We start from the raw sequence: 6334 nt of genomic DNA on the forward strand, positions 1-6334 counted from the left end.
CCTATAGACGCAACCGGGGCTGGGTGACGAGGAAGGCCTCGTCGGCCAGATCGTCGGGCGTTATGGCAGAATATCCGGCCAACCGGTGATTTGCCGGCATTATGGTGACGAGCTCTTCCACTGCCACTTGCTCGCTTCGCAGCTCCGGCGCCGCCGCCGGGACGGCTCCGAAATGGAAAGATACGTCCAGCGCCCCGCTTGTCACGCCGGCACGCAACCCACTGCTATCGTCCGCCCTGAGGTTCAGTTCCACATCGGGATGGCGCCGATGGAATTCCGCCAGCAGAGCTGGCAAGCGTGTCGAGCAAAGCGTCTCCAGGCCGCCGACAGTCAGGCGACCGGCAACCGTGCCGCTCGCGTCGGCGACTGCGGAACGGGCTTCGTCCGCGAGGTCGAGGAGATCGTTTGCGTAGTCCAGCAGGCGTTGTCCCGCCGCCGTCAGCTTCAAGCCACGCCGTGATCTGTCGAACAGCGACGTGCCTAGATCGCTTTCCAGCGCCTGGATCTGTTCGGACACGCTCGATTGGGCAAGATGAACCCGCTCGGAGGCGCGTGTGATGTTCAAGGTGGTGGCGACCGCCACGAAGGTTTTGAGATGTCGAAGCTGCATGTCCTGAACCCGTCATATAGGCATAGGCTGCTTTGAACCGGGACCGCAAACGTGAAAAGGCCGGGAACATCGCCCGGCCTTTTTGTCTCGATAGGCGAAGTTTACTCCGCCGGCGCTTCCGCGACGTCCCGGCTGCGGCCGAGCGTTATTTTGGCCAGTGTGAAGGAGATCGCCGCGCAGAGCGTGATGCCCGCCACCATCGGCAGCGGCGTGCCGTCGAAAAACACGCCGGCGACGCCCATGGCGACCGCCCCGATGGCGAAGTGCAGCGTGCCCATCAGCGCCGACGCGGTACCGGCGATCTCGCCATGCTCTTCCATGGCCAGCACCGACGTGGTCGGGATGACCAGGCCGAGAAAGCCGTAGCCGATGAACAGCAGCGCCGCCATCACGTCGAGCCGGTCGACACCCGATGCCATCACCGCGAACAGCACCACCATCGTCGTCGCATAGCCGGTCACCGCGACGCGCACCACGCGCTGCAGCCCGAACCGCTCCGACAGCAACCCGGTCAGCTGCGACATGCCGATGAAGGCAACCGCATTGATCGAGAAGAACACGCTGTAGACTGAAGGCGACAGCCCGTAATGATCGATCAGGATGAAGGACGAGCTCGACAGATAGACGAAGAAGCTCGCAATGCCGAAGCCGGCGATGGCCGTCAGGCCAAGGAAGTTGCGGTCGCCCATCAGGAAGCGGTAGCCGGAAAGTGCCGTCCCGAAGGACGAACCGGCGCGCTCTTCGACCGGCCGTGTCTCCTTGAGCGAGGTCGCCAGCAGGATGGTGGCGAGCACGGCCGCGCCCGTCACCGTCCAGAACACGGCGCGCCAGCCGAAATTCTCGATGATCTGGCTACCGGTCAGCGGCGCTAGGATCGGCGACACCGAAAACACCAGCATCAGCAGCGACATCAGCTTGGCGGCCTCGGTGCCGGTATGCAGGTCGCGCACGATCGCACGCGGCACGGCCATGCCGGCGCTGGCGCCGAGCCCTTGCAGGAAACGGAAGGCGATCAGCCATTCGATCGAGGGAGCCAGCGCCGAGCCGACGCCGCCGACCATGAACAGCGCCAGGCCGCCGTAGAGCGGCAGCTTGCGGCCGACCATGTCGGAGATTGGTCCGACGACGATCTGGCCGAAGCCCATGGAAAGAAAGAAGATCAGCAGGCTCATCTGCACCGCGGCAGTGCTGGCATGCAGATCCTCGCCGATTGACGGCAGGGCCGGAAGATACATGTCGATGGCAAACGGGCCGATCGCGGACAATAGGCCGAGCACGACCGCAATGCGGAGGAATTTGGCGTTCATGATAGCAGGCTCTTTCGAATTCTGGTTGCCGCCGAGGACCGGCGTGTAACCCTAGGACGTTCCATCCCGTGGAGTTCCGACTCTTCTGCGGAACGAAACCCCCTTCGTGCAAGTCCACAAATTTAGACAGGCTTGTCTAATTCGTCAACCATCTCTATATAGTTTTGCATGAAGGCCAACGTCTCTCCTGACATTTTCCCGCCGCGAGGCCACGAGGCCAAGCGCATGTCGATTGTCGATGCCGCCGCCTCGGTCTTCTGCCGCGAAAGCTTTGCCGGTGCCAATATCGACATGATTGCCGCCGAGGCCGGCGTCTCCCGCCAGACCATCTACAATCATCACGGCGACAAGGAAAAGCTCTTCGTTGCCATCGTCCGCGACCTCACCGAACGTTGCAATGCCGGCATCTTTGCTACGATTTCCACTTTTCCCGATCAGCCGAAGGATCTCGAGGCCGACCTCATCGCCTTTGCTGTGCGGATGAACCACAACTGCATCTGCAACCGCGACGGCAAATTCCTGCGCAAGCTGATCCAGACCGAGGGCGGGCGCTATCCCGAGTTGTTCGCCGAATGGCGCGAAGAAGGACCGGGCAGGACATGGCCGGCGATCGCCGCCCGCTTCGCCCGCCTCGCTCATGCCGGCTTCCTTGACATCGACGATCCCGATGTCGCAGCGCGCCAGTTCATGGCGCTTGCCAATGCCGAGTTGCAGACGACGTTCATGCTCGGCGGCACACCGACCGAGGACGAGGTGGTGCAGTCGGCGACAAATGGCGTGCGCACCTTCCTGCGCGCCTTCGGCAAGCGGCAGCCTATGGCCCGGGCAAGCAAACAGGGCGCGCTCGCCAGCGCTTGACGATCAAAGCCGTTTGACGATCAAATCGTCGCCAATGGGCTTCGCTTCCGCACGCCGGCGATCTATATCCGGTTTACGCCGCGCTCAAGCTTGATTACAGCTATCAGGACGATTCAACGGAACCCGACAGCCACATGGCCGACGACCACATCCGCTACGACATTCTGGCCCAGGAGGCGTTGCGCGGCGTCATGCGCAAGGTCCTGGCCGAGGTCGCGCGCACCGGTCTCCCGGGCAACCATCATTTCTTCATCACCTTTCTCACCGGCGCGCCGGGCGTGCGCGTGTCGTCGCGGCTGCGCGAGCGCTATCCCGAACAGATGACCATCGTCATCCAGTTCCAGTATTGGGACCTGAAGGTGAGCGACACCGGCTTTGAGGTCGGGCTGTCGTTTTCCGACGTGCCGGAGAAACTGGAAATCCCGTTCTCGGCCGTACGCGGCTTTTACGACCCGTCCGTCAACTTCGAGCTCGAATTCGACGTCAAGACCGATACCCCGGCGGAACAGGAGACAAAGGCCAAGCCTGCTCCCGAACCGCTGGCCATCGTCGCCGAGAAAAAGCCCGAGACGAAGAAGAAAACCGCCGAAGCGGAAAAGAAGCCTGCCGCGGCCGACGCCGGCGCCAAGGGCGCCGACGTGGTGTCGCTTGACGCCTTCCGCAAGAAGTGACCCGACGGGCGGCGTGACATGGCCGAGATCGTCAATCTCCGTCAGGCACGCAAGCAGAAGGCGCGAGCCGAGAAGGAGCGCCTGGCCGAACAGAACCGGGCGCTGCATGGCCGTTCCAAACCCAGCCGGGATCGCGACCGCCTGATCGCCGACAAGGCCGATAAATTCGTCGCCGGCCATCGCCGCGAAAATTCGGGCGATTCGGACAAATCCGATGCTTGAAGTGTGAGTAGGATCGTCTCGTGAGCCCGGTGGAAAAGCGCTCGGTCACCATTCGCGGCCACCGCACCAGCTATTCGCTCGAAAAGCCTTTTTACGACGACCTGGGCGCCATCGCGGCCGTGCGAAAACTGACGCTCGCCGCGCTTGTCGCCGAAATCGACGAGAGCCGCCCGCGCGATGCCAATCTCTCCTCGGCGCTCCGGCTCTATGTGCTGGATTGGGCCAAGCGCGGGATGAAAGGTTCGATCTAAAGCGCGTCGCGTATGATGAGATATATGCGGCGCACTTTAGATGAATGACTTGAGAGTGCTCGTCCGTTCAGTGGGGGCCATCACGCTATCGGCTTGCGCCGGCTCCATGCCCGGCTTCGCCAACTCGGAAGCGAAATCAGCCCTTCTTGCGAAACCTGTGCTTCCAGGACGTAACCATCGTCGCAGCCCAGTTCTGCAACCCGTCGGTAACCGTGGGCTTCGAGGAAGCGTCTTATCTGATCGCGTACGGGCAGCCAGTTGTGCTCCACCGTGAGCACGCGAAACGCATATTCTTCGATCGGAAAGCTCTTCAAAATTCTGATTTCCGACCCCTCGGTGTCCAAGCTCCAGTAGTCGATGATCCTGGGCGCACTGCTCGCCTGCAGAATAGATCTGACAGACCGGGCGGTCCGTTTGACAGTCGGCGGCGGTCCGCCTTCGGCCATGCCGAACATTGCATTGACCTGTTTTAGGAGCGAGGGATCGTACTCGTCGACAATGCCGCTGATCGTGTGCGCCTCAATGAAGTCGACAGTGGTGTCCCTGTCGTAAAGACAGCAATTCACGCATATGCAACGGCGATTCCGTTCGAGCTCTGCAAAGAAACTTAGGTTAGGCTCGACACAGACTCCACGCCACCCGTAAGCGCGTTCGAGAAGCAGCGTATTGCTGCAGGATACGCCATCCGACGCGCCTGAATCGAGAAAGAAGCCCTCTCGCAGGCCTCCGAGGATGCGGAGGGCGAATTGATCCTGTCCGTACTGAGAGCTCATCGCCGGGTGCGACGGGCAATCGCGAACGCCTGCGAACGCCAAGCGCCGCCGACGCTCCGGGGATCTGCTGACGCGCCAGTCCCAGACAAATCGCGATGGTGGACGTCGTCACCACGCTCTCCGTAAAGCATCGTGATGTTGATACGTCTATTCTCGTACTCCGGGCGGAACTGGACTTCCGCGGTCGCATGGAACACATCCGAATTGAAGATGATTGCGCGATTGGCCCGGTACGGGATGGTAACAGACCTTGCCTCGCGCCGGTTCAGGAAAAATCGGATCAGCTCTGGGCTGCTGTTGTACATTTCGAAGCTCCAGTCGAGGGGCGCATCGACGTCGTAGACGACAAGTCCGCCGGTTCGCTCATCCAGGTTGGCTTCCGTCGGAGTGATCCAGAAGTTGACGTTAACTGCAGCAAAATCCGCGTGCGTAGTCGAATTACCCGGCAGATGAGGTGCATTCTTGAAGCCCCATAGTTGGCGCAGCGGGTAACGATAGCCGATGATCGAGGGCATTCGGTCGCGCAGTTCTTCAGCAATCTGAAGCAACAGCGGGCAGTTGAAGCCGTCGAAGAGGAACGCTCCCAGCCTCCCATGGGCATATCGGTTGCCGGACCACACCGTTGACTCGAGGCAGAAAAGCCGCAAATTTTTCAAAGCCTCGTCCGATAGAAAATTGTCGATGACAACGAGACCTGGTGGCGTATTGACGTATTGATTTTCAACCGCGGCCGAACTCCAAGAATCTGACAAAGCCCGCGTCACACGGGGCGTATAGCGGGCGTGTACTATCCGGTTGTAGACGTGACCGATCGTTCGGCGGGCCTCGTCATCAAGGGGCACCTGACCCTCGATCCCTTTTGCCTTCAGGTTGTCGACCGTCGCTCGATAAGCGCCGATAATACTCGAAAACTCGGGGCCGAGCAGTCCCTTGTTTTGCAAATACAAGAACTGCTCGACATCGTGCTGCAATTTCGAGACAGTCAGAAACACGTCCGTGGGGAGCAGCGGCAATGAGTGGTCGGCGGCCGCGTTTGTCGAGGGATACCACTTGCTGCCCCAACGAAGTGCTGCGAGAAGATGTGCGTATTCGCCGGCGAGCCAAAGCTCTCGAAAACCCATCGCTTCCGACGCCAGATTGCTCAACCAAGTTGCGTCATCCGAAGAAAATCGTCCTATCGACTTTAGCGTCGCAAGACACTCGTCCCGTCTGCCCTGCGCAAGGAGGGACTGAATGCGGTCGCGCATTTCGCGGCCCGGCTCGTTGACGAGTTCGCTGGTCAGGGAAGTCATCCTCGCGGAGCCGCACTCATTCGGCATTGAGCCGGCACTGCGCGCGCCTGCAAGCATCTCATTGACCTTCTCCTATTGAGTCCAGCGCACCGCTGGCGCGGAGCTGCGCGGCATACTGCATAAGAGATTCGAGCGTTACCCTGACTGCGGGCTGATTCAGCATGCCGCTGTAGGGATTGGTGATCTGAGTGATGCTGGTAATCGGCGGAAAATGGATTGGAGGGAAGATTGGAGGGTCGTATGGCATCGGAACAACCGGCGGCGTTGGAGGCGCGGGCGTCGGCGGAGTGGGTGGCGTCGGGGTTGGCGGATGTGGGGCTGGGGTCGGCGGAGTCGGGGCAGGCGTGGGC

The 6334-nt window shown here is 61.0% G+C and carries 8 protein-coding genes; 4 read left to right on the forward strand and 4 right to left on the reverse strand.

All coding sequences use genetic code 11. From position 1 onward, the window contains the following. Position 1: 1 nt before the first annotated feature. Together NKI67_RS07070 and NKI67_RS07075 are read right to left on the reverse strand one after the other, a co-directional pair. On the reverse strand, positions 2-583 hold the full coding sequence (locus NKI67_RS07070; protein WP_352644880.1) for a LysR family transcriptional regulator: 582 nt from the start codon (positions 581-583) through the stop codon (positions 2-4). A 128-nt stretch (positions 584-711) separates the two neighbouring features. Then, entirely contained in the window at positions 712-1917 is a 1206-nt protein-coding gene (locus tag NKI67_RS07075; RefSeq protein WP_352456523.1) for a multidrug effflux MFS transporter, read from the reverse strand. A gap of 168 nt (positions 1918-2085) precedes the next feature. On the opposite strand from NKI67_RS07075, the gene NKI67_RS07080 reads away from it, so the two are divergent. The 4 genes from NKI67_RS07080 (at position 2086) to NKI67_RS07095 (ending at position 3919) form a co-directional block, all read left to right on the forward strand. Continuing rightward, entirely contained in the window at positions 2086-2775 is a 690-nt protein-coding gene (locus tag NKI67_RS07080; RefSeq protein ID WP_352456524.1) for a TetR/AcrR family transcriptional regulator, read from the forward strand. A gap of 134 nt (positions 2776-2909) precedes the next feature. Next, a complete protein-coding gene (locus NKI67_RS07085) occupies positions 2910-3446 on the forward strand; it encodes an SspB family protein (RefSeq protein WP_023676707.1) in 537 nt (178 codons plus the stop codon). Positions 3447-3464: 18 nt separating this feature from the next. Next, positions 3465-3668 (forward strand): DUF4169 family protein, encoded by a 204-nt coding sequence (locus tag NKI67_RS07090; RefSeq protein ID WP_023676708.1) that lies wholly within the window; start codon positions 3465-3467, stop codon positions 3666-3668. A gap of 20 nt (positions 3669-3688) precedes the next feature. Further along, on the forward strand, positions 3689-3919 hold the full coding sequence (locus NKI67_RS07095; protein ID WP_352644883.1) for a ribbon-helix-helix domain-containing protein: 231 nt from the start codon (positions 3689-3691) through the stop codon (positions 3917-3919). Positions 3920-3999: 80 nt separating this feature from the next. Here NKI67_RS07095 and NKI67_RS07100 read toward each other — a convergent pair whose 3' ends face one another. Next, a complete protein-coding gene (locus NKI67_RS07100; protein ID WP_352644885.1) occupies positions 4000-4734 on the reverse strand; it encodes an FkbM family methyltransferase in 735 nt (244 codons plus the stop codon). Beyond that, positions 4689-6041 carry a hypothetical protein gene (locus NKI67_RS07105; protein WP_352644887.1) on the reverse strand — a complete coding sequence of 451 codons (1353 nt, stop codon included), beginning with the start codon at positions 6039-6041 and terminating at the stop codon, positions 4689-4691. The genes NKI67_RS07100 and NKI67_RS07105 overlap by 46 nt, the downstream gene beginning before the upstream one ends. Positions 6042-6334 lie beyond the last annotated feature (293 nt).

This window comes from Mesorhizobium sp. M0408, assembly GCF_040321495.1.
In the GTDB taxonomy this organism is placed as follows: domain Bacteria; phylum Pseudomonadota; class Alphaproteobacteria; order Rhizobiales; family Rhizobiaceae; genus Mesorhizobium.

Excerpts from the sequence above, each read along its gene's own strand:
- NKI67_RS07075 (WP_352456523.1), bottom strand. The coding sequence starts at position 1,917 with ATGAACGCCAAATTCCTCCGCATTGCGGTCGTGCTCGGCCTATTGTCC.
- NKI67_RS07080 (WP_352456524.1), top strand. The coding sequence starts at position 2,086 with ATGAAGGCCAACGTCTCTCCTGACATTTTCCCGCCGCGAGGCCACGAG.
- NKI67_RS07085 (WP_023676707.1), top strand. The coding sequence starts at position 2,910 with ATGGCCGACGACCACATCCGCTACGACATTCTGGCCCAGGAGGCGTTG.
- NKI67_RS07090 (WP_023676708.1), top strand. The coding sequence starts at position 3,465 with ATGGCCGAGATCGTCAATCTCCGTCAGGCACGCAAGCAGAAGGCGCGA.
- NKI67_RS07105 (WP_352644887.1), bottom strand. The coding sequence starts at position 6,041 with ATGCTTGCAGGCGCGCGCAGTGCCGGCTCAATGCCGAATGAGTGCGGC.